Source organism: Solibaculum intestinale (assembly GCF_040096205.1).
In the GTDB taxonomy this organism is placed as follows: domain Bacteria; phylum Bacillota; class Clostridia; order Oscillospirales; family Acutalibacteraceae; genus Solibaculum_A; species Solibaculum_A intestinale.
In genome coordinates this window covers 88,118-110,185 of sequence record NZ_JBBMFD010000007.1, presented here as the reverse complement: position 1 = coordinate 110,185, position 22,068 = coordinate 88,118, and the positions used below count along the sequence as shown (strand labels likewise).

Genomic DNA, 22,068 nt, shown 5'->3' with positions numbered 1-22,068 from the left:
CGGCTTCCCGGCAGCTATACCCTTGCCCACAAAAGGCCGCGTGCCCGGCTGAGTGTTCATGAGTGATGGCCAGTCTCCGATGATCCGGTACAGATATCTAGCGCAAGAAATCAATAGGATTTGAATCTCGGGCATCCCATTGAAAAGGCCGGAAGTATCATATTTTTTAAGAAATTGAAAAAGAAAAAATGTAATAGCAACTATCATAAAAATAATTTAATTATTTCATAAAAACTATCTATTTAATTTATGCCATTTGTCCAAAAACAGACAAACGATGCTATTTGCAAAATTTTGATGCAAGATTCACAAAAAGGTACATACAATTCAAGGCAATCTATCAATTGACTAAATTTTTTAGAATTGATAATATAATTACTGTTCAACTGTGTGCCATACACAGAATATATGAACAAAAAAAGAAAAGGAGATGGACAGAGAATGAAAGCAAAGAAACTCCTGGCAGTGCTCCTGAGCCTGGCGATGATCGCGACTATGTTCCCGGTCGTTGTCTTCGGCGCAGGAGGCACGGACGACCTCCTACCCAGCTACCGGTACGACTTTAATGTACAGTCGTCACCGACTATGGCGGGATGGACAAGCGTCTCCATTGACGCGCAGAAAAATCCGACAGAGGCTGGAAGCACCATGTACTCTGCAGAGAAAGGGTACGGCTTGATTAGCCCCATCAAATCCATGATTGGCCGCGACCGCAAAAGTGCCTCCAATACGTTTTATGCCAATGACATGGAACGGGATTGGATTGGTTCCAAAGACTGGAAATTCCAGGCGGACGTGAAGCCCGGTACCTACAATATTATCGTGTACTGCACCGATATGCTCAAGGGTACCGCAAACAATTTGGATATCAACATCAACGGCACCGACTATGCGAGTATGTCGGCCGTAAAGGTTGATGACAATGAGCGTATGGTATATGCGCTGATCGAAAACGTAACCGTGACGGAGGACAACCCCAGCTTCCTCTTCCACTTTACCTCCAGCAATTCCGGTTATGTCAACGGCATCGAAATCTTCGATCCGAAGGAAGACCGCACCCCCTATGTGGTGAAGGTGAACAATCCTTCCAACGCGGTCATCTATAAGGGCGAATCCCTTCCGACGCCTCCTTCCACTGTAAAAGTGGAGCTGAGTGACGGCACGGAAGTCGATGCTACGGTCGGCGAGTGGACTCTGGATAAGGAGTTCGATCCCAACAACTACACCACCTATACCTTTACCGGAACCATTCCGGCGGCAGAAGGTGTGTTCACCAATGAGAGCAACTTAAAGGCGACCTTCAAGGTAACCTATCTGGAGAAGCCTTACATCTCCACTGTGATGGACACTACCCCCATCGTCCTCACCTCCAGCAACGCCGTCCTGCCGGCGTTCCCGACCGAGGTGGAGGTTCAGCTCAACAACGGCACCATCGCTACCGTCCAGGTGGGCGAGTGGACCTCTGAGAATCCCTTCAATCCGGACGTGTTCGGTACGTACACCTACACCGCCGACCTGGTGGTTACGGATGCGTTCAACAACACAAATAACCTGAAGGCGACCCAGAAGATTAATTATCTCAAAGAGACGCCTGCCTACAATTCCAAGGATCGTTCCATGGAATGGCTGGACCGCGGCGTGATCGCCATGAAGTCCACCGACGGCATCTTCATCTCCTGGCGTTTGCTCGCTTCTGAGTATGGCACGGACATTGCATTCAACATCTACCGCAACGGTACCAAGATCAACGCCGAGCCCATCACCGATAAGACCAACTACGTCGATGCGGACGGCAAGGAAGGCGATCTTTACCGTGTAGAGACGATCTTCGAAGGGAAGAGCACCCTTTCGAAGGAAGTCAGCGCTTTGGAAGACAACTACCTTGAGCTCCCGATCCAGAATCCGGGCAACCATCCGGTGGTTACCGGTGCCGGTTCCGGCGCTACCTATACCGCCAACGACTGCTCTGCGGCGGATGTGGACGGCGACGGCGAGTACGAGATCGTAGTCAAGTGGTACCCCACCAATCAGTTCGACTCCGCGTCCGGCAAGCTGAGCAGCCCGACTATCTTCGACTGCTATAAGCTCGACGGCACCGCCCTGTGGAGAATCAACCTGGGCTACAACATTTCCTCCGGTGCTCACTTCAGCCAGTTTATGTTCTATGATTTCGATCAGGACGGCAAGGCTGAGTTCGTCGTCAAGACGGCGGACGGCACCAAGGTTTACGCGCCTGACGAAAACGGCAAGCTTCCCACCTATGAGGAAGAGGAAGCCGGCAAGGGCCTCATCGGCGTCGTGGGCGACCCGACCAAGAACGGCACCTACATTGCTTACGATGACAATCCTGCCATGCAGGAAGCCATTGCCAACGGCACCATTTCCCGCGGCAAGACCGGCCACGCCTGGGGCGGCCCGGAATACCTGACCGCGTTTGACGGCATGACCGGCGCAATCATCGATACCACCGACTACTATCCTGCGGTACAGGGCGAGGTCACCGGCAACCAGAATTGGTGGGGCGACGCAACCTTTAACCGTGCGGACCGCTTCTGCGGTGCAGTTGGTTATATCCCCAATCCCAACAACGAAGAGCAGGCCATTCCTGCCGCCATTATGCAGCGCGGCTACTACAAGAGAACCGCTATTGCGGCCTATGTACTGATTGACGGCAAGCTGCAGCAGGCTTGGAAGATTTCCACAGAAGACGATCCGTTCGTCTATGGCCGCGGCGTTCATACCTCCGCTGCCGCTGATGTAGACGGTGACGGCTTTGACGAGTACATCACCGGCGCCATGGCTATCGATCAGGACGGCACCCTCCTGTGGGCGCTGGATCCCGATAAGGCAAGTGCCGACCTGCACGGCGACGCCCTGCACATCGCCGCCATGCTTCCTCAGACCACCAACCTGCAGGTTATGCAGCCCTATGAGGCCAAGAACTCGACCTATGACTTCACCGTGACCGACGGCGTTTCCGGCTCCATCGTGTTCGGCGAGCGGAAGTCCGGCAGCTACGACACCGGCCGCGGCTGCGCCGCCAACATCACCCCGAACCCGGGCTACGAAGTCTGGGCCCATCGTCCCAACAGCGAGAATCCGGATCAGAAGAGATCCGGCTCGATCTTCTCTGCGGACGGCAAGGTTCTGGTAGAAGAGAAACCCATGAACTTCCTGTGCAACTGGAGCGCTTACTGGGACGGCGACCTGCTCGCCGAACTGCCGGACGGTCAGGATCCGACGTCTGCCAACGGCGATACCGCCCAGACCGTCTATAAGTACAATTGGGAAACCAATTCCATGGATGTTGTGGAAGTTTTTGAAGGTACCTTCACCAACAACTCCACCAAGAATACCCCGAACCTGTCCGCTGACCTTCTGGGTGACTGGCGTGAGGAAATCGTCGCGAGAACGGAGGATTCTTCTGCTCTGCGGATCTATTCCACCACCATTCCGACTGATTACATGATCTACACCCTCATGCATGACCCGGTTTACCGCCTGGCCGTCGCCAGACAGAACACCGCGTACAACCAGCCGCCGCACCTGGGTTACTACCTGGGCGAGGACAACAAGGATCAGGTTCTGGCTATGGAGCTTCCCACCTATGCGATGCATTACACCAATGCACCGATCGAGGTTGTTGCTTCTGCGGACAAGGAAGCCTATACGCCCAATGAGACCATTACGGTCAATGTCACCACCGATAAGAACGTGAAGAAGGCTTACCTGGTCAGCGAAACCGGCCTGGGTCTGGCCAGCACCCGTACCTTCGTGGAGAATGAAGACGGTTCCATTACCTGGACCCTGACCTTCTCTCTGGCCACCAAGGGCACCCGTACCCTGAGCGTGTACACCGACGGCGTTGACACCGGTGTGGATGTCAGCTTCTATATCGGCGATGCATCGGTTACTCCGGGCGACGACGAGGTTAAGCTGATCGACGCGACGATGGATAAGACTGGCAAGGTCAACGAGCCCATCACCGCGACCATCAAGACCTCTACCAATGTTGCCAAGGTTCGCCTCTTCAACGAGAACGGCATGGGCCTCGCTCCTACCACTTGCACCTATGTGGACGAGGGCGATGTGCGTACCTGGACCTATACTCTCAGCGTTGGTACTCCTGGCACCCGTAACTTTACGGTAAAGGTTGCCGGTTCTGATCTTACCTGGGCGGAGGATACTCTGGATCTGCAGGTTCGTGTTACCCGGTAACAGCGCGCAATATCTTCCCTAGCATAATAACGCCCCGCCAGCCCTTTTCGGGTATGGCGGGGCGTTTTTTGCGGAAGATAAAGTTTGAAATGGGATATCTTCCGATTGAAAGTATGCGAAAACCGAGCATATTTTGCTCCTATGCAAAGACAGCTTCCAATATAGCTGTGATCGCCGGAGAAAATGGTGTTCGCTTTATTAACATATTGTATAATGCCAATTTAGTTATGCTATTTGTACTTGAATTTGGACTTTTCTTGTACATTGGTTTTACCGAATCCTTTGCCAGCCATAGAATGCGTGTTTCATCCGAACGGGGTAAAAAGCCAGGGACCCGGTTCCATATCGAGTGGAACCGGGTCCCTGGCTTTTATAGGAAGAAAGAAACTGACATGAATAAACCTTGATCAGGCTATTTGTACACAGTGGTCGAGACGGAGTAGAGGGTATCCAACCACACATTCTGCGCCCCCTTGATCTTTAAGGCAAGGCTGCGCGAACCAGGGGATCCTACTTTTATGGTATAGGTCCAGGTGCGAACATCTCCCTCGTCCACATAGCTGCTGGTTCCCGCTAGTCCCGCGCCGCTTTCGTTGAAGAGGGCGACCTTGGAAACCGCCGTGTTGGTCTTTATGGTATAGGTCAGCGATTCGTTTACCTGACCGGTATGCGGGCCGCTGACAGAGAAAGCTTCCGGCTCGCTTTCAGACGGGATCGGGGCATAATCACCAATGGAGAAGGAAATCTGCGTTGCCGGTATGCGCGTGCCATTCGTTTCGGTATACACCTGGAGGGTCCGGTCTCCTTTCGACCCCAGAGAGAAGGTCAGAGTAAAGGACGCACCGCCGATACCGTCCTCTGTGCGGGTCTGCTGGACAGCCAAAAAGTTCCCGGCCTCGTTTTGCAGAAGAATCCGCTCCACCGCTTGCGGAGCGGTAACGGTAACGGTGATGGTGTCATCCACCTGGTATGCGTTGCGGTCGGTTTGAGCGGCAACCGGGACGTTTTCTTTCCAGAGAGGTGTCCATTGCGTCTCGCTGCTCTTCTGATAGTAGCCGCTGCCCGAGCCGTCGCCCAGATCGGTAAATCGGACGATGTCGCCGGCTTCCCAGTTGTCCAGGGCAGGCGTTTTCGCGTCGGCCGACTCATATCCCAGCAGGTTGCGCTTGTGAGGTGTGCCGACGATGCCGCCGTAGCTGCCGTTTGCGAGGGTGGTGCCGTTTTGTTCGCTCAATGTTAGGATTCCCTTGAGAATGAGGCTCTCCAAGCGGATATTTTCGCATACACCCTGTACCGAGGCGGTCCCGCCCACGGTGCCGGTCACGGTGATGTTGCGGGAATCGACAATGTCCAGATTGTCCAGGGTACCCGGCATAGAGGCTTTCACAGTTCCATCGGAAGAATTTTCGATGCGCAGCCCCTTGCCGCCGTCTCCGTGGTTGCCGCTGGTGTCGCAGGCAATGGAGAAGCCGTGTACGTCGTTGATTACCATGGGACGGTCATTGCTGGCAAACACCGTACCTTCGATGATAAAGTTGGCGTCCTCTTCAGAATGCTCCACCAGCATGGCGGAGCCCACCAGGAAGGAGAAATAGGTGCCGATGTAGAAATCCTTCCAACGGGTCCCATCCGGCGCGGAAGTGACGACGATCTGGGTGGTAGTATAGGTTTCGTCGCCTAGGGCGAACTTGGCGATATGCACCCGGGAGCAGCCCTCAAAGCGGATACCCGTGTGATCCCATCCGTTTTCCAGATGGACAATGGTAATGTCGTTGACCTTTTGGAATACCGGGCCGAAATCATCCCAGAACAGCCAGGCGTTGGCTATATAGACGCCGCTGACCTCTTCCATCCAGAAGGACTGGCCGCACCGGTTTTTCTTGTCCGAGGAAGACCGGGTTTCCATTTGGGCAAAATGCAGGTCTTTGGTTTCCGGTTCGCCGGGCAGGGCTTTGTCCACCCGCAGCACCCGGCCCTTGTACCGGTCGGCCGTCACTTTGTACACGCCGCCTTGCACGCCCCGCAGATAAAGGCCCTGGTCGCCCCCCTCCGGGTCGCGCTGGGTGTAGTCCGCGGTCTGGCCGCCGTCGCGCAGCCGGAAGTTGACACTGGCGGGATACCCGTTTACAATGCTCACCGCGTTGCCGATGCCGGGCTTGGCTTTGATCGGGGAATCGCAGCGCAGCACAAAGCCGCTCTTGCCGCCTAAGTCAAAGGTGACGCCCTTTTCCAGATAAAGAACGCCGCCGGCTGGTATGTAAACGGTGCCGCTGCCGCCCACGGCGTTATAATAGGCTTGCAGTGCATCGGAATCATCGGTTACGCCGTCGAGTTTGGCGCCGTAGTCGAGAATGCTCACCGAGGTGTCCACCTGGGTGATGCCGCTGGAAGGGATGATGTCGATCTTGGGCGGCTCCAAGGTATCCACCGGGACTTCGGAAGGCGCCGGAGAGGCGGCTACTTTAACCCAGCGGCCCTCTTCGCCCAGAAGGTAGGCCCCCGTTCCCGAGCCGTCGCCGGTATCGGTGAAGCGAACCAGGTCTCCAATTTCCCAGTTGGCGGGATCGGGGCGCTCGGCGTCGGCCGCTTCCGTTCCCTCATACTCCACCTTCCTGGGAGGATTGGTATAGGAGCCGATGGTGCTCGCCTGCACCTCGACTTGATTTTGCGCGGGCAGGTTCACATTGGCCTGCGTCTTTTCGCTGGTGGCGGTGACCCCGTGGAGAAGAACCTTTTGACCCGGAGCGCGCAGGTCAATGTCATACTGACCGGCGGCACCGCTCTGGTTGTTGTCGATAAAGGTTCCCGTCACCGGGACGTTGGAAACATCCGAAAGGATGAGCCCTGTCTTTTGGGCGTTGGAAACGTTGGCGGTCACCTGATTGGGCGTGCCGCCTTCAACAAAGAGCCCAACCTCGTCCCCGTCGGAGTTCACTTCGATCAAACTGTCCAGGCAGCCCACAATGTGGACCCCGTATTCCGAATTGCCGAAGGTTGTGATATTGTTATAATTGTTGTTGAGGCTGCGTTCGCCGCCGTCCTTCGCCACATACAGGCCGGTTTTGCCGTAGGCGTAGGTGCACCGGTTCATAGTGAACTTGGCGGTCCCGAGAACCCGGAACAGATCGATGTTGTTGCCGGGCCCCTCTACCTGGTTTTCCACATCGCTCTTGCTTTTGCCGTAGCAGGTGATGTTGCTGAGGTTGGAGGTGCCCACGTTTAGAAACTGGAAGCCGGTCTTCCCGGTGAAATAGCACACGGCCTTTGAGATGCCCACATCATGGGTTTTCTCAATGATCGGCCCGTAAACGTCTTCCTCAATGTAGATGTCCTCAAAGTCGCCGAAGGCGCTGTCCGCCTTGACGTACATGGACTGGCCGCACTTGACGGTGCGCAGCTTGGAGATGCGCATCATAGAAGTTTTGGGCTGACCGGAAGCTTGTTTGCTGATTTTGACCACCCGGCCCTGGTAATTTTCGCCCTGAATGCGGTACTCGCCGCCGCGCAGAGCCACTAGGGTCAGCGCCGTGGTACCGCCCGCGGGGGCTTCCGCGCTGTAATCGGCCAGGGTGCCGCCGCCGGTTACCCAGAAGTCGATGTACGACGGGTAGCCGTTGGTAATGGTCAGGGCGTTTTGCAGGGAAGCGCTGGTTTTGATGGGGGAGCGGCATTCAAAGGTGAAGCCCATGTCCCCCTGCAGATCCAGGGTGACGGGGTTTTCCAAATAGAGTACTCCGCCTTCGGGAATGACCATGGTCCCGGTGGGGCCGACTGCCGCGAAATACGCTTGTAACGCGGCGGAATCGTCGGTTACGCCGTCGAGCTTGGCGCCAAAGTCCCGTACGGTGATGGACGGGGAAACCACGCCTGCGGGGGACTGGGCGAAAACAGGGACCTGCTGCATCACCAGCAGAGCGATCGCCGCGAGCCACGCAACGAGCGTTCTCCACTTGCATCGGGATGATGTTTGAACGGTCTGCATACTACGTTCCTCCTTCTTTGTGGTTGCATTGTCGAGCGGACTGTATGTCAACGCGTTGCCGTCCAGATCGGAAGGCTTTCGCGGATGCATCCGGCAGGAAGAAAAGAAATGCACAATTTCATAGGTATGCGGGCAAAGGAAACAACAATCCTGCAACAGGGAAGAGAAGAAGGCAAACTCCAAATTCGTCATATTTGTAATATTTTTCTTGATTCACTAAAAGTATACTAGCAATGTTGTGTAATACCATTGCATATTAGGATAAAAGTATTGTAAAAATAGACCTGTTTTCCAAAATACAGATTATTTTCCCATCTGTCTGTTGCTGTTTCAGGGCGGGGATGGCTTCCTCAAAAAAAGCGTGCATCTGGAACTGGTATGCGCCATAAGGGCCATGCTGCTGGCACTGCAAAAAGCAGCGAAGAGGGGTTATCTTGTCAGGCTGAATGAAATGGTATGATCCGAATCCATCCATTTGCCGTCGGCGCCCTGGGCCTTCGCTTTGAGCGTGCGTGACCCGGGCGAACCCAGCGACAGCGTAACCGTCCAGACGCGTTCGCCACCCTGGTCCACATAAGTGGGGGCCGGGGAAGAGGCGAGGCCTGCGCCGGACTCGTTGAAGAACGCCACCTTGGTGACTGCGGTGGTAGTCTTGATTTGGAATACGATGGGTGTGTTTACCTTCATGGTTCCCGATACCAGCTTGACCTCCTTGACTTTCGGATCGTTCCCCACCGGAGGCGCAGCCGGCTTGCTGCCAACCGCAAAGGATACATACACGCCGGATGCAGCCAGAACGCCGTCTTCCCCGGCAGCCAGGACGCTGAGCGTACGGTCGCCTGCCGTGCCCAGTGGGAACTGAAGCGTCCAGACCTTATAGTTGCCCACCGTCTCCACACTGGTAAAGGCCGCCAGGCCTAGGCCGGCCTCCGTCTGCAGTGCCACCTGGTTGACGCTCGTGGGCGTGGAGATGGTAGCGGTAATGGTTTCGTTTACCAGATAGCGGTCTTTGCCGGTCTTCGCGTTATAGACCGTGGAGGAAAGCTTGGGCTGGATAGACTGGAAGTAAACGTCCATGCGCATATCCGAGCCGTAATAGTAGCCCGTGTATGCCGGCTGGTTGTACTCGCCCTGCTGGCGGTTGATTTCCACCCGGTAGCGCCGGTCGGCCATCAGCGTAGCCAGCTTATGGGTGGAATCCTCAGCGTTAAAATAGATGCGCAGCTCAGGCCCTGCTTCATTCGTCGTTCCCAGAACCAGTTCTTCCCGGTAGTCGCCCAGAAGGTCGGCCTTCATTGCAGGCTGGCCCTTTGTGCCGCCGTGGGCGAGGGTATCCTGTGTCTTCAGGATATCGGCAAATTCGCCTCCCTTTCCATCGGAATCCTGCAGGGTGACGTTGGCCGCGGCGCCTAAGGTGGCGTTGGTACCCGCGACCACCTGTGTGGTGAGGTTGGGGCGCCAGTTGATGTTGAAGTTGGTGCCGATGGAGGGGTTATACTGGGATTTTGTACCGTCATGCTGACGCAGGCCGCCCAAAACGCCGATGGGCGTCGTGCGTGTTTGGTTGTTGCTCGCCACAATCTGCCAGCCGGGCTCGTCGGTAAATTTGCCCATGGTGGCGCGCCCGTGGTAGAGGCTTGAGCCAGACCAGGCGTCCTCGGTGCCGTTTGCATCAAAGTAGACGATCTCGCCGGTATTCGCGTTTTGCAAAACCGCGCCGACCCATCCGCCTTCCGCGGCGTCCATCCAGGTCATGGGATCTTCCTGGTCGGGATGGAGATAGGCCACCTGGATGGAGTTCCCGTGCTGAATTTTATCCCAGGTGCCCGGGCCAACGCCTGGCTCCGTGGAGGTGGAACCGTCAGCAAAATGCCAGTAGTATTCCACATGGCGGATGCTGCCGTCGCTGTTATAGGTGACGCCGCCGTGGATGATCTCATCAAAGCCGTCCCCGTCCACATCCATGATGCTCATTTGATGCTGGCCCTGCTCGGTGGCGGAGTAGCCCTTTCCGTTTTCGTCCCGGACCACGTCGCGCGGCTTCGCCGGATCGAAGACATAGGGACCTTCGCCGCGGCCAGGGCCGCCGTGAGTATTGCCATAGGTAACGTTCGGGGAGGTGGTGATGTTGGGCCAGGTACTCCAGTCATATTCGACGGGGCCGTTTTTGAACGGGTTGGGGCAGACTTCAAATCCCGTATCGGCGATAACCTTACTGGTCAGATTTTCGCCGTCCCAGTCATAGCGGGTGAAGGTGGTGCGGGAATAATAGCCGCGTCCCACCAGTGCGCTGGGATTTTGACCGGGGCCGTCCAGATACGCCGCCGAACTCTTGCTGCGCTCCACCCGGTTCATGGGCTCGACGGTGGCGGTAAAGTCGTTCCACAGAATGCCGATGTCCGGGTAATATTTCCCGGTAACCGGGTCTTTCATACCGGCCTGCACGGCATAGGGAATAGTGTCCATCTCCGCGCCCGTTTCGCCGTTGAACACGGTATAGAATTCCGGCGCGTCGATCACATGGCCGCTTACAAACCGATTGGAGGGATTGCGGCTGGCGTAAAAGAGGTGAGCCAGTGCCAGCGCCTCTTCGTCGGTGATTACATGGTTTTTGAACGCGGCGGGATCCTTTGGCATGGCGTTGAGGATGTCCCACTGCTCCTGCGTCCAGCCGGTGTCGGCGGCGCTGGCGACAAAGGTGTTGTACTTTCCGGCGGTCCCCACCGGGCCGGGCGTATCGCCGTTTAGGTCCATCTTCTCATAATCGGCCGGGAACATCCCCAGCATCACCTGCGGGGGATAGGCCCACCAGCCGTAGCCGCCCCGGTCCTCATAGGCGTTGTATTCCAGGTTTGGGCCGTAATAGGCTGCCCGTACCTCGGGGTGGTCCTGCCAGTTCTTAAAGAACTGGACCATCCACTGGAACAGCGTCCCGTCCTCCCGGGTAGCGGGAGTGGTGGTGCCGTCGTTGGTGCGGAAGTCGTCCTCATGGCTCCAGTTGCTCGTGCCGTCCCACCGGGTCTGGCCGGTTTCCACCATGGTGATGTAGGTATAGGGGACGGATTCGTCGTACACGCCGTTTTCAAAGCTTCTCCACTTGGAGCCGGGAGCAGTCTTAACCAAAAATTCAGCCTTGCCGTCTCCGTCCAAGTCCTCCAGGTTTGGCGCGGAGTAGTGTTGGCCGGCGCGGATGTTGATGCCCAGATTAATTTCCCATAGAATCGTTCCATCCATCTTGTAGCACTGGTAAATAACCGGCGTGGTGTAGTCGGGGTTGATCACGTCGGGGTTATGCCCCTGCCACTTGATGACAAAGGAGAGCTCCCCGGAGCCGTCCACGTCAGCGACCTGCATTTCGTCCATGTAATAAGGCCAGGTCTGGGTTTCACCGGCGATGGTACTGTGCGGTAGCGTCACGTCGGCTGGACGATGCAGCGGGAACGCCAGATAGCCGGAGAGGTCAGCGCCGTTGCCGCTGGCGTCGGCGTAGCCGTCGGTCAGCCGGGGGGCAGGCTTAAGCGCTTTGGAGCGGCTGACGTATTTGCCGTCCACTACCGTTACGATCACATACTCGTCGTCGATCGTTCCGGTGGCATCGAGATAGTCGGTGCTGTCGGTAACATCGGCAATCTTTACGCCATTTTTGAAGACAGCGAAGTCGGTCCCTGTTAGACGCTTGGCCTCATCGTCAAATCCAGTGGCTTCCTCGGGGAAAAGACGCCAGGAAAGGAATACGCCGTTGCCCACGGCCGCGCAGAGGAAGCCGCGGTCCATTTCGCTTTTGTAGACGTCAAATACAGCCTCCGGCAAGGAATCGACATCGTCTTCGGCAGCGGCTGTGTTGACGGCGAACAGAGAAAGGCACATGGTCAGCGCCAGGATCAGGGACACGAGTTTTCTGCTTCTTGCCATTTTCTACGCCTCCATTCTTCATTCAGGATGTTTCTTATTCTTCCTCCGGCGTCTTCTCCCTCCTTTCCTACCGCAGATTTGCGGATCTGTATGAAATTCCAGCGTCCGCGTCAGTCGGGCCGGAAATTTATTTTAGGCCGGCGGACATTTGCGGGAAATCCGGTTAATTTGTTTGGTCTGTGCCCAAACGAAAGTTGAGTAGCTGAAAATGCCGGCCTTATTGATAGTTGTCCGTCGCTTTGGCGTAAATCAAGCGTCAATCATTTATTTTTCTCCCCTAAATGAATAAAATCACCTTATATGATCTAGCCGCATAAAGTGTACCAGTTTCTGGATACGAATACTATTGACAATATTCATAAATATAGTGGAATAATTATATTTAATTTGCTGATTATAAATGTTGATTCATGAAGTCTCCAAGTTTACCGATACCGTGGGAGTATATTTTGCTGCGCAAAATATACGATTCATCAAAACAGCGTTCTTAATATCACAAAAGCACCCCGTAAACTTTTGTTTACGGGGTGCTTTTGTGATATTAAGAAAAGGAGAAACGATGTCGTTTGTGTGAGAGCGTATAATACAAATCGCGCACTTGTACAAGTGCGCGATTTGTCCGCGGCGGCGAGCCGCTGGTGACCCATCGGAGATTCGAACTCCGGACACCTTGATTAAAAGTCAAGTGCTCTGCCAACTGAGCTAATGGGTCAGATTCCATTCTCTTGACGGGTCCTTTCTGCAGGCCGCTTGAACTGCCGCATTGGTATCCCGTTGCTTAAGAATATGAGCCGCAAAGCGACTAAAATATTATAGCAATGGAAGAATGGCTTGTCAAGTAGTTATTCCCAGTTTGGCAGGAAGATATCCGTTTCCTCAATGTTTCTTATGGATAAACTTTACAAACAACCAAATCAGCATCACCATTGAGGCACAGTATCCCAGAATCCCAAGAAACGGAATGCCCAGAATCTGCGGCTGCATCTGCGTGGTGCAGATGAGGCTTGAGCCGATGAGAAGAGCCGCGGTGATGATGCCGACGACAATTTTATTGACCATTTTGTCCAGCTGGCCAAGCGGCTCTTCCGAACCGGTAATCTCCAGATTGAGTTTTCCCTGCCCCTTGATGGCCATTTTCAGAGCGTCGGAAATCTGTGCGGGAATGTCCAGAGATTTGCGGGAGGTAGACAGAAAGGAGCGGCCCGCGTGGCGGATTTCCCGCTTGAGATCGAATTCTTCCGCCAGGTTGCCGGAAAGATGGTTGGCCATAATCTGAATAAAATTGACCTGGGGACACACCCGGCTGAGTACCCCTTCGATGGTGACCACCCCCCGGCCCAGCATGGTGATTTCGGCGGGCATGGATATGTTGTGGTCGGCGGCGAGGGTGGTGAGCTCAGTGACGACTTTGCCCAGATCCATACTTCCAAGCTCCATACTGCCGTATTTCGTCAGCATGTCGTCGATGTCGGTATAAAGGCGGGTGTGGTTGATGCGGCCGTTGTGGTTGCCGAGGGTGAGCAGGATGGTTTTGAGCTCGTAGACGTCGGAGGTGACGATGGCTTTGACCGCACGGCGAAAAAGCGCCTGGTCCCTGGGGGAAAGGCGCCCCATCATCCCCAGATCCAGCCAGACGATCTTCCCGCCCCGCACCCGGATGTTGCCCGGATGGGGGTCGGCGTGGAAGAACGCGTCGTCGAGAATCTGCTTGACGTAGTTTTGCGCCAGCTTGATCCCGATTTCCTCCATGTCGTACCCGTGCTGCTCCAGGGCCTTCCCGTCGTCGAGGGAATAGCCTTCGATGTACTCCATCACCAGCAGCTGCGGCGTGGTCAGCTTCCACACCACCTGGGGCCATCCGATATAGGCAATGTCCGCGTTGCACTTGGCGAATTCCCGGATGTGGTCGGCTTCCACCAGGAAATCCATCTCCTGTTGGGCCACGTTCCACATTTCTCCCAGCACCGCCTTCAGGTCGATCACGTCCCCCGCCGGGCCGCTGACGAAATGCAGAAGTCCCACCGCTTTTTGCATCAGACGGATGTCTCTTGACATGGTTTCCCGGATACCGGGCCGCTGCACTTTGATAACCACGTCCGACCCGTCCAGCAGAGTCGCCCGGTGTACCTGGGCGATGGAGGCGGAACCCAGGGGCTTCTCATCCAGAAAGGAGAAGATTTCCTCCACCGGCTTTTCGTACTGCTCCTCAATTACCGCTTTTACCTGTTCAAACGGGAATGCTCTAACGTCGGCGCGCAGCTTCGTCAGTTCCAGACAGTACCGCTCGGGCAGAATGTCGGTGCGCATGGACATGATCTGCCCGAGCTTGACATAGGTAGGCCCCAGATCCTCCAGGATCAGACGCAGCTTTTCGGGGGTCAGCCCTTTGACCACGCCGTGTCTGGCCATGATCTCCAGCATTTCCTTCAGGCGCTGCCGGGTGGGGTTCTCTTTATTCTTCTTCGTCGGTGTCGCATTCGCACGCATCGGTTTTCTCCATCTCGTTGAGCTTCTTTTTGAGAGCCTCCAGCTCCTCGGGGGTCAGCTTGTCCACGGCGTTTAGAAGATCCTCCGCCTTCGGCTCGGCGGCCTCTTGCTTCACCACGGTCACACGGACATGTTCCTTCACCGCTTCATTCACCTTATGCTTGAGCTCCTCGTTGAGTACCTTGCCCTGTTCCACCGTCAGCTCGCCCTTTTTGACAAACTCTTCCACCAAACTGCCGGCTTTTTCCGCCGTGCAGGCTACCGCGCCGATGCCGGCTAACAACACGCGTTTCATTTCTTCCGTAAAGTTCATGAGAAATCCTCCTTATGGCTTTTTTCTTGTGAAGGGACATTCGTCCGGGAATAAACAGAAAGGCGCCCGCGAAACAAGCGGGCGCCTCTTTTGCAATCGACTGGTATCAACCCGCTTAGGAATGGTTCGCGGTATACCGGTATCTGTATGTCCCATTATACCTGTGAGCACTCGCTTTGTCAAACGCCGGGCAAAGGCCCTCCTTTTAGTGTGCGGCGGGAACCCTAAGTTATTCACGGCGCCCGGCGGACGCTTTGAAGATGGACTGGAACCACCTGAGGTCCTCGCCGTTAAAGCAGCCGGTGATGGGCAGCAGCAGGGCGTAGAGCAGCAGAGTAGCCGCGATCTGTTCGATGGCCATGAACCAGGCGGGCTGGGACAGAAAATGCGGGATCAGCCGGAAGGACAGGGAAACCGAAAGGGAAGAGAGGGCCGCGCAGAGCGCGGGCCGCAGGATCCAGCAGGAGACGTTTAGTTTAATCTGAGAGACCTTTACAAGCCGGCTGATGCTCAGAAGGGAATTGAGGACGTTGCTGAAATACAGCACGATCAGATACCCTTCCACGCCCTTCATCGGGATCAGCCACCAGATTAGGCCGATGCGGATGACCGAGTCGATGGTGTTGGTGCGCAGGGTGCTCAGCTGCTCGCCCAGGCCCTTGAGCATACCGTCCACCACGTTGTCGAGATACATCAAGGGTACCAGCGGGGCCAAAAGCTTGAGCAGATGGCCGCAGTCCTTGGAGTTATAGATCGCCAACCCCAGCTCGTCGGAAAAGCAGATGTAAATGCTGGTCATAACGATGGAAAAAAGCAGAGTGATCTGAAAGGCCCGAGAGGCGATGGAACTGATGCGGCGTTTGTTTTTGACGGCGTTTGCCTCCGAAATCTCGGGAATCAGCAGGCTCGTAAACGAGGAGAGAAAGGCGGCGGGGAAGAAGAGGATGGGCATAACCATCCCTTTTAACATGCCGAACACCGACAGCGACCCTTCCGTGGAGGCACCGTGTTTTTTGAGCCCGGCGGGGATCATGGTGTTTTCCAGGGTAATCAGGCCGTTTCGCAGGTAGGAGCTGGCGGACACCGGCAGAATGATGGCGAAAATCCGCTTGAACACCCCGCGCTTGGTGGGCTGGTCGGTCCCGGTCCTGCGCTTTTCGAAGCAGTAGAGAACGAAAACAAAGAGACATGAGAGCACCTCGGAGGCCACCGACCCGATGACGATGGCGCAGCAGGCGTATTCCAGCGAATCGGGCATAAACAGGGTGATGACCAGGATGGTGGCGGCCATTCCGGCGAACTGCTCGAAAATCTGAGCGGCGGAGGATTTGACCACCCGCCGTTTGGCTAAAAAGTAACCGTTAAAGCAGGAGGACACCGCCAAAAACGGCAGGGCAAAGGCCAGCACCCGCAGAGAAAGAACGGTGCGCGAATCGGCAAGCCACTGATTTCCGATGAGCCCCGCCGAACAAAAAAGAACACTTCCCGCCGTCACGCTTAACAGCATGCTCAGGGCCACGCACTTTCGCATAGCATAGCGGGCGGTGTTTTCGTTGCCCTTGGCTGACTCTTCGGTGGTCAGCCTGGTGACCGCCAGGCTGATGCCGGAGGTGGACACGGTGATAAACAAACAGTAAACCGACACGATGAGCTGATAAAGTCCCATGCCCTCCGCGCCGATTTTGTTGGAAATATACACGGTGTAGGAAATGTCCACCGTCTTTAAAAACAGGGCGGTGGCGGTCATGACCAGCCCGCTGATGAGGAACGCTCGTTTTTTCATTGATTCACACCTTCACGATCCCTGTAAGGGTTTTGGTACAAAGGCATCAATCAATGATATGTCCAAACGCGGCGGCTCATGTCAGTTTTGTTAGGATGGGAGTGGTTTACGGGTTCCAGAGATAGATGGAAAGGTCTACCGTGGCGTCCTTTCGCAGTGCGATTCCTTCGGCCAAAAGCCTTCGCTCCTGCTCCCCGGGCAGGCCAAAGGCGCCTTGCGGCGCCATGCCGCCCAGACGGTTGACCACCCGATGGCAGGGAACCGTAGGGTCTTTGCAGCGGCACAGAGCGCCGCCCACCACCCGGGATGCCCTGGGGCTTCCGGCCAAGGCGGCAATCTGCCCATAGGTGGCTACCTTGCCCTTTGGAATGTGGCGCACGGCGTCATATACCGCGTCATAAAAGGTCATTCGGCTCGTCCTTTCTTTCTGAGAAAATTGAAAATTCCGCTTGGGTATGCTACCATGATACCAAAGATCCCGCCGCCTGCAAAGGGCGGCGGTGAAAGGCGGCAGGTAGATATGGAAAGAATCGCGTCCGATTTGACAAAGCTCATCGGGAACACTCCCTTGCTGGAGCTGTCCCGGTATGGCGGGGCGGTGCAGGCAGGCGCCAGGCTCTTAGCCAAGCTCGAGTGCTTCAATCCCTGTTCTTCGGCCAAGGACCGGATAGGCTATGCCATGATTGAGGAAGCGGAGCGGCAGGGTCTGCTCAAGCCCGGCAGCGTCATCATCGAGCCCACCTCCGGCAATACCGGGGTGGGGCTTGCCTTTGTGGCGGCCATCAAGGGATATCCCCTGATCCTCACCATGCCCGAAACCATGTCCCACGAACGCATGGCGCTTTTGGCGGCGCTGGGAGCTAAGCTGGTGCTCACCCCGGGAGAGAAGGGAATGAGCGGATCCATCGAAAAAGCCAAAGAACTGGCGAAGGAATACGAGTCGGCCTTTCTTCCCATGCAGTTCGATAACCCGGCCAATCCCGCCGCCCACAAGGCTACCACCGGCCCAGAAATCTGGCGGGATACCGACGGGAAGGTAGACCTGTTTGTAGCGGGAGTGGGGACCGGCGGCACCCTCACCGGCGTGGGTCAATTCCTGCGCGGGCAAAACCCGCAGGTGAAGCTCATTGCCGTGGAGCCGGCTGGCTCCCCGGTCCTTTCGGGCGGAAAGGCGGGCCCCCACGGCTTGCAGGGAATCGGTGCGGGCTTCGTGCCCAAAGTGCTCGACACCTCTCTGATCGACGAGGTGCTCCAGGTGACCGAGGAGGAAGCCTATGCCGCCAGCCGGACGCTGGCAAGGACGGAAGGGCTTTTGTGCGGGATTTCCTCCGGCGCGGCGCTCCACGCGGCGGCGGAGCTTTCCCGCCGCGCGCAAAACGCGGGAAAGACCATCGTAGTGCTGCTGCCGGATACGGGGGAGCGGTATCTGTCCACACCGCTATTCGAAGAAGAACGCGATAAATAAAAGGAAGAGGAAGGCCCGCGGCACCGCGGGCCTTCCTCTTCCTTTTGTCGTGCGGCTGCAAAAGAACAATCACGCGAGAAGGCGCGGCTCTTTTGAAAATGCGCCGCCTTGGTTGCAGCAAAGGAGAGGCACACATTTCTCCGGCCTTAGTACGGGTTTGGACTTTAGGGAAGATGAATAGGGAAAAAGAAAGAGGCGAAGGCCGGATGGCGTGGACAAGCCGTGTTTGGAGTCTCCGCCTGTTAGACAGGGGACAAAATAAGCCTGAACCCGGTTTACTTTTTCAGGAACTGCTCGATAAAATACTTGGGCCGCTGCTTGACCTCGCTGTAAATCCGGCCGATGTATTCCCCGATGACCCCCAGGCACAGAAGCTGGATGCCTCCCAGCAGCCAGATGGACACCACGATAGCCGTCCAGCCGGACACCGCCGCGCCGCACAGCTTGCTGATGAGCGCGTAAAGCAGGGCGATGATGCTGCAAAAGGCGATCAGAAAGCCCAGGGACGAAATGATGCGGATGGGCTTGATGGAGAAGGAAAGAATCCCGTCCGCCGCCAACGACAGCATTTTGGACAGCGGGTATTTGGACTTGCCGGCAAGCCGTTCGTGCCGCTCGTAATAGACCACCGCGCTTTTGTACCCGATCAAAGGGACGATTCCCCGCAAAAAGAGGTTGACCTCCTTATATTCCGACAGGGCCTCCAGCGCCCGGCGGGACATCAGCCGGTAATCCGCATGGTTGTAGAGAACCTCTACGCCCATCAGGTTTAAAAACTTATAGAACAGTTGAGCAGACCCTCGTTTGAAACGGGTGTCGGTTTCCCGGCTTTTGCGCACGCCGTAGACAATGTCGCACCCATCCTGGTAATGCTTCAAAAATTCGTCGAAGACCTCAATGTCGTCCTGCAAATCCGCGTCCAGGGAAATGGCGCAGTCGCACAGCTCCCGGGCCGCCGTCAGCCCCGCCAGCAGGGCGTACTGATGGCCCCGGTTGCGGGAAAGCTTCAGGCCGCAGACGTAGGGAGTGGACTCGTGCAGCCCGGCGATCAGCTCCCAGGTTTTGTCCTTGCTGCCGTCATCCACAAACAGAATCCGGCTTTCTTTGCTGGCAAGCTCTTTTTCCATCAAGCCTTCCAGCTTGGCAATCAGTCGTTTGGATGCTTCGGGCAGCACTTCTTCTTCGTTGTAACAGGGAACGACCAGGTAAACCACAGCCGCCATACCCAATCACGCTCCTTCCTCATGAGATGGATCGTTCTTCTCCTCTTTCGGAGAAGGCGCCTGCACGTCGGTACCGGTTTCAGACGAGGCTTCCTTTTCGTTTTCCTTCTCCGGCGCTTCAGCCGCAGCGGCAAGATCCACCAAGTCCTCTTCCGCGGGAGCGGACGGATCGTTTGGCGGCTCCTTGGCACGGTCTTCCTCAATTTCCGGGAAGACGATGGAAACGTCCTTGAGATAATAGTCGTACTGAATGCCGTCGCTGCCTTCGCCGTTTATCGGCAGGTCCCTCAAATAGTCGTCGGCCTCCTCGCCCTCCAGTTCAACCAGGAGCCGGCGCTTGCGCCGGTCAAGGGCGCGCATACCGAAAAAGTAGAGAAGGAATACCACCACCGCGCCGCCGGTAATGGCAAGGCCCGGAATCAGGCCGGGGGTCATGTAGTCAAAGCGGATGGTGATGTTTTCCCCGGCCGGGCAGCGCACCGCCATAAAGCCGATATTGGCCTTTTCAATCTGCACCGGTGTTCCGTTGACCTGGGCCGTCCATCCTTCCTCCCAGGGAACTGAGAAGAAGACTAGATTTTCCTTGTCCAGGTCGATGGTGGCGGTAAAGCCAAGGTTATCGTAATCAAAGGTCTTGCAGGTGGTTTCCGCCCGGGCCGCGCAGTAGGCTTCCAGCCCCGCGTCCGACATGGAGAGCGGAGTAGACGCGTCGTAACGGGTTAGGATGTCCTGGTTGCGGGCGACACCGTCCTCCTCCAGTACCATAGCGGCGAGGAGCAGCCGCTGCTGAGCGGCGTCGGAACGGTTGGTAAACTCCTCCCGGGTGATATAGCTGTCGTAGGTAAAGCCCATGGGAATGTAGTTGCGGTTTTCGTAGACGTAATACCCGTTTTCCTGATTACGCAGGTCGTAATGGTAGTAGTCCTCGTCGTCGGGCCCCATTTCCTGCCGGTTAAACAGGTATTTCACCGACAAGAAGCACCTTAGGTCGTAGTACCGCTTTTCCGGGCGGCTGCCTACGTCCCGGGTTACCCCGACCTCCGGGTAGAATTCCATGATGGAAGCGGGGACGATGCTGTGGAAGGCCTGAATGGTGGGAATCTGCCAGAACATAGCCTGGTTGTCCATGCCCAGGTTCTTGCCGTCGAGCACGTCGATGCGGTAATTGTCCTCCCGGGGGATGGTGATGTCCTCCCCGCCGTTAAGGCTGTAGGGGATGATAAAGTCCCGGGAATCGGCAAGGCTCGTTTTGCCAAGAGAGAGCAGGTACACCGAATAGATCACGGAGATGGCCACCACCGTGGCGGTCGCCGTGCGGCAGAAGCGTTTGGGGTTCTTGCGAAAGCCGTGGACGATCAGACCCAGAAGAACTAGGCTGACCACCGCGATGGCCACGTACACCCAGAACCGGTCGGGGTACTTCATCAGGCCGTAGGTTTGCTCCTCGCCCTTCTCCACCGAGGCGGGCAGAAAGCCGATGAGCAAAGCGATGGTGGCGGTAAACCCGGCGGTGATCTTGATGCCGGTGGAATAGTTTTTCAAGTTTTGCTCCATGGAAATGGCGGTAGCCAGCGCCATCATCAGCACCAGCATATAAAACCACCGGGCGTAATAGGAGCTGTTAAAGAGGAAGAAGGCGCTGTTGAACAGCGGCACCAGTGCCATGATAAAGAGAGTGCCCAAAATGCGCTTGAGCCAGTGCCCCCGGTGGTAGGACATGAAGGTGAACACACCGCACATGGAGAAGAGCGGCAGCCACGCCGCCACCGAGCCCCATTTGGCCTCCGAGTCGGGGAAGAAGTTGGGCCGGGCGGGAATGTCCGGCGGGAAGAAGAAGGATTCGATGATGAGCCCGTACCGTTGCACCCAGCCGTAGAAAAGGGCGGAGAATCCGGTGAAATGCTGGTCGGTACGGGGGTTGGAAAGCACCACCAGCACCGAAGGCAGCAGCAGCACGGCGCTGAGCGCTACGCCCAGCACCGCTTCGAACAACAGCCAGAAAAACTTCTTTAGATTGATGGACCAGTCCTTGCTGGGCAGGCGCAAAAACCAATAGAGGATGACGAAAATGACTTCGCCCGCGAAGAAGAAGTAGTTGACAAAGCAATTTAAAAACACGGCCAGGCAGAAGACGCCCCGCTTGCCGTTTTGCATGAATTCCTCCAGCCCGATGAGAAGGAGAGGAAAGAAGGCGATGGCCTCATGAAAGTGGTTAAAGAACACGTTATAGGTGGTAAAGCCGGAAAAGGCGTAAAGGAGCGCGCCGATGACGGCGTAATCCTTGTTGCGCACGAAGCGGGCGATATAGGCGTAGGAAGTCAGGGCGGCCACCGCCGTTTTGAGGACCAGCAGCGGCGCCATCAGATAGGGAACCACCTCGCTGGGAAAGGGAAGGGTCAGCCAGAAGAAGGGGCTGCCCAGGTTATAGAAGCTGTAGGAACCGATGAAGTTGGCGCCCAAGTCGGTGGTGGGGCTCCAGAAAAGGTTCCCTTCCCGGATGGCGTCGTGAGTCATCTGGTAGAAGGGAATCTGCTGGACGTTAAAGTCCCCATAGTAAATGAAATACCCCTGGTCGATGAGAACGAACGGCAGAAAAATGACGGCCGCCGTCCCCAATGCGATCAGGAAGACCCGCAGGTACCGGTTTGGCTCTTTGACAAGAGGGGAACCCTGCTGCATGGTGGT

10 protein-coding genes and 1 tRNA gene are annotated in these 22,068 nt (G+C 56.1%); 2 read left to right on the top strand and 9 right to left on the bottom strand.

What is annotated here, in order from left to right:
- The first annotated feature begins 441 nt into the window (after positions 1–441).
- Positions 442–4,218, top strand: coding sequence for a rhamnogalacturonan lyase family protein (locus tag WMO26_RS06165; RefSeq protein ID WP_349218952.1), 3,777 nt, complete (start codon positions 442–444; stop codon positions 4,216–4,218).
- A 412-nt stretch (positions 4,219–4,630) separates the two neighbouring features.
- On the opposite strand, the gene WMO26_RS06160 is transcribed toward WMO26_RS06165, so the two are convergent.
- The 7 genes from WMO26_RS06160 to WMO26_RS06130 form a co-directional block, all read right to left on the bottom strand.
- Positions 4,631–8,200: a hypothetical protein gene (locus WMO26_RS06160; RefSeq protein WP_349218951.1), complete on the bottom strand. Its 3,570-nt coding sequence runs from the start codon at positions 8,198–8,200 to the stop codon at positions 4,631–4,633.
- Between the two features lie 429 nt (positions 8,201–8,629).
- Positions 8,630–12,112 carry a rhamnogalacturonan lyase family protein gene (locus WMO26_RS06155; RefSeq protein ID WP_349218950.1) on the bottom strand — a complete coding sequence of 1,161 codons (3,483 nt, stop codon included), beginning with the start codon at positions 12,110–12,112 and terminating at the stop codon, positions 8,630–8,632.
- Between the two features lie 636 nt (positions 12,113–12,748).
- Positions 12,749–12,824 (bottom strand) — tRNA-Lys (locus tag WMO26_RS06150).
- Between the two features lie 164 nt (positions 12,825–12,988).
- On the bottom strand, positions 12,989–14,599 hold the full coding sequence (locus tag WMO26_RS06145) for an ABC1 kinase family protein (protein ID WP_349218949.1): 1,611 nt from the start codon (positions 14,597–14,599) through the stop codon (positions 12,989–12,991).
- Positions 14,565–14,912 (bottom strand): phasin family protein, encoded by a 348-nt coding sequence (locus tag WMO26_RS06140; RefSeq protein WP_349218947.1) that lies wholly within the window; start codon positions 14,910–14,912, stop codon positions 14,565–14,567. Before WMO26_RS06140 ends, WMO26_RS06145 begins: the two co-directional genes overlap by 35 nt.
- A 229-nt stretch (positions 14,913–15,141) precedes the next feature.
- Positions 15,142–16,695, bottom strand: a complete 1,554-nt coding sequence (locus WMO26_RS06135; protein ID WP_349218945.1) for an oligosaccharide flippase family protein — start codon at positions 16,693–16,695, stop codon at positions 15,142–15,144.
- A gap of 106 nt (positions 16,696–16,801) precedes the next feature.
- The gene (locus tag WMO26_RS06130) at positions 16,802–17,104 is read right to left on the bottom strand and encodes an MGMT family protein (RefSeq protein WP_349218944.1); all 303 of its coding nucleotides are present in this window, start codon (positions 17,102–17,104) and stop codon (positions 16,802–16,804) included.
- A gap of 111 nt (positions 17,105–17,215) precedes the next feature.
- On the opposite strand from WMO26_RS06130, the gene cysK reads away from it, so the two are divergent.
- A complete protein-coding gene (cysK, locus tag WMO26_RS06125; protein ID WP_349218942.1) occupies positions 17,216–18,160 on the top strand; it encodes a cysteine synthase A in 945 nt (314 codons plus the stop codon).
- 275 nt (positions 18,161–18,435) lie between these two features.
- On the opposite strand, the gene WMO26_RS06120 is transcribed toward cysK, so the two are convergent.
- Both WMO26_RS06120 and WMO26_RS06115 read right to left on the bottom strand, forming a co-directional pair.
- Positions 18,436–19,383, bottom strand: coding sequence for a glycosyltransferase family 2 protein (locus tag WMO26_RS06120; RefSeq protein WP_349218940.1), 948 nt, complete (start codon positions 19,381–19,383; stop codon positions 18,436–18,438).
- Between the two features lie 6 nt (positions 19,384–19,389).
- Positions 19,390–22,062: a YfhO family protein gene (locus tag WMO26_RS06115; RefSeq protein WP_349218938.1), complete on the bottom strand. Its 2,673-nt coding sequence runs from the start codon at positions 22,060–22,062 to the stop codon at positions 19,390–19,392.
- Positions 22,063–22,068: the final 6 nt, after the last annotated feature.

What these genes read in the sequence shown, in the direction of transcription:
- WMO26_RS06155 (WP_349218950.1), bottom strand. Translation starts at nt 12,112, where the DNA reads ATGGCAAGAAGCAGAAAACTCGTGTCCCTGATCCTGGCGCTGACCATG.
- WMO26_RS06130 (WP_349218944.1), bottom strand. Translation starts at nt 17,104, where the DNA reads ATGACCTTTTATGACGCGGTATATGACGCCGTGCGCCACATTCCAAAG.
- WMO26_RS06140 (WP_349218947.1), bottom strand. Translation starts at nt 14,912, where the DNA reads ATGAACTTTACGGAAGAAATGAAACGCGTGTTGTTAGCCGGCATCGGC.
- cysK (WP_349218942.1), top strand. Translation starts at nt 17,216, where the DNA reads ATGGAAAGAATCGCGTCCGATTTGACAAAGCTCATCGGGAACACTCCC.
- WMO26_RS06120 (WP_349218940.1), bottom strand. Translation starts at nt 19,383, where the DNA reads ATGGCGGCTGTGGTTTACCTGGTCGTTCCCTGTTACAACGAAGAAGAA.
- WMO26_RS06160 (WP_349218951.1), bottom strand. Translation starts at nt 8,200, where the DNA reads ATGCAGACCGTTCAAACATCATCCCGATGCAAGTGGAGAACGCTCGTT.
- WMO26_RS06165 (WP_349218952.1), top strand. Translation starts at nt 442, where the DNA reads ATGAAAGCAAAGAAACTCCTGGCAGTGCTCCTGAGCCTGGCGATGATC.
- WMO26_RS06115 (WP_349218938.1), bottom strand. Translation starts at nt 22,062, where the DNA reads ATGCAGCAGGGTTCCCCTCTTGTCAAAGAGCCAAACCGGTACCTGCGG.
- WMO26_RS06145 (WP_349218949.1), bottom strand. Translation starts at nt 14,599, where the DNA reads ATGCGTGCGAATGCGACACCGACGAAGAAGAATAAAGAGAACCCCACC.
- WMO26_RS06135 (WP_349218945.1), bottom strand. Translation starts at nt 16,695, where the DNA reads ATGAAAAAACGAGCGTTCCTCATCAGCGGGCTGGTCATGACCGCCACC.